At 66.0% G+C, this 1,780-nt stretch carries 1 protein-coding gene; it reads right to left on the reverse strand.

Translation table 11 applies throughout. From position 1 onward, the window contains the following. Nucleotides 1–132: 132 nt before the first annotated feature. Nucleotides 133–1,629, reverse strand: a complete 1,497-nt coding sequence (rpsA, locus tag ABZ260_RS50700) for a 30S ribosomal protein S1 (RefSeq protein ID WP_355565755.1) — start codon at nucleotides 1,627–1,629, stop codon at nucleotides 133–135. Between the last annotated feature and the right edge of the window lie 151 nt (nucleotides 1,630–1,780).

The following is a 1,780-nucleotide window of genomic DNA, read 5'->3' on the forward strand; positions in this document are numbered from 1 at the left end:
GGCGTCCCGGCCGAGGACTTCTCCCAGTTCGTCCAGTGGAGCGATGACATGGGCGGCATCCTCGAAGCCCGGGACGACGGCTCGGCCGAGGGCCGGAGCGGGGCCCTTCCGTTGGAACTTCTACCGCACAGGTCAGCTCTGGCCGCCCGCGAGCTTCTCGCGCAGGGCCGCGAGAGCCTCGTCGGAGGCGAGGGCGCCCGCCGCCGGAGCGGAGGAGCCGCTGCTGGAGCTGCTGGCACCGGTGGACGGGGTCTCACCGGAGTAGGACGTGGGGGCAGCCTCGCCCGCCTCGGCCTCGGCCTTGCGGGCCTCCTCGACCTGCTTCTTGTGAGCCTCGAAGCGGGTCTGAGCCTCGGCGTACTGCCGCTCCCACTCCTCGCGCTGCTTGTCGAAGCCCTCGAGCCACTCGCCGGTCTCGGAGTCGAAACCCTCGGGGTAGATGTAGTTGCCCGAGTCGTCGTAGGTCGCCGCCATGCCGTACAGCGTGGGGTCGAACTCGACGTCGGCGCCGATCGCACCCTCGTTCGCCTGCTTGAGCGAGAGCGAGATCCGGCGGCGCTCCAGGTCGATGTCGATGATCTTCACGAAGATCTCGTCGCCGACCTGGACGACCTGCTCGGGGATCTCGACGTGGCGCTCGGCCAGCTCGGAGATGTGGACCAGGCCCTCGATGCCCTCCTCGACGCGGACGAACGCACCGAACGGCACCAGCTTGGTGACGCGACCCGGGACGACCTGACCGATCTGGTGGGTACGGGCGAACTGCTGCCAGGGGTCTTCCTGCGTCGCCTTGAGCGACAGGGAGACGCGCTCGCGCTCCATGTCGACGTCGAGCACCTCGACGGTGACCTCCTGGCCGACCTCGACGACCTCGGAGGGGTGGTCGATGTGCTTCCAGGAGAGCTCGGAGACGTGAACCAGACCGTCGACGCCGCCGAGGTCGACGAACGCACCGAAGTTGACGATCGAGGAGACGACGCCCTTGCGGACCTGACCCTTCTGCAGGGTGTTGAGGAACGTCTGGCGAACCTCGGACTGGGTCTGCTCAAGCCAGGCACGGCGGGACAGAACCACGTTGTTGCGGTTCTTGTCGAGCTCGATGATCTTCGCTTCGAGCTCGCGGCCGACGTAGGGCTGGAGGTCGCGGACGCGCCGCATCTCGACCAGGGACGCCGGCAGGAAGCCACGCAGGCCGATGTCGAGGATGAGACCACCCTTGACGACCTCGATAACGGTGCCGGTGACGATGCCGTCCTCGTCCTTGATCTTCTCGATCGTGCCCCAGGCCCGCTCGTACTGAGCGCGCTTCTTGGACAGGATCAGGCGGCCTTCCTTGTCCTCCTTCTGGAGAACAAGGGCCTCGACGTGCTCGCCAACCTCGACGACATCCGCCGGATCGACATCGTGCTTGATCGAGAGCTCACGCGAGGGGATGACGCCCTCGGTCTTGTAGCCGATGTCGAGCAAAACTTCGTCTCGGTCGACCTTGACGACGGTGCCCTCGACGATGTCGCCGTCGTTGAAGTACTTGATGGTCAGGTCGATCGCTGCGAGGAACTCTTCCTCGGAGCCGATGTCGTTGACCGCTACCTGCGGGGTGCTCGAGGTGGCCTCAGTGCTGCTCGTCATGTGTGGAGTTGCTCCGAACGCGGACAGATGTCGATGTGGCGAACGCGCGGCAGGCTTCTTACCGTCAGCCGAAGAATTCACATCGGCGTGATCGAGCGCGAGCCCACTCCGTCCGAGACACGCGCGAGCCCACAACGCAGCGATCAGCATA

Origin of the sequence: Streptosporangium sp. NPDC006013, from assembly GCF_040614275.1 — a bacterium.
Taxonomy (GTDB): domain Bacteria; phylum Actinomycetota; class Actinomycetes; order Streptosporangiales; family Streptosporangiaceae; genus Streptosporangium.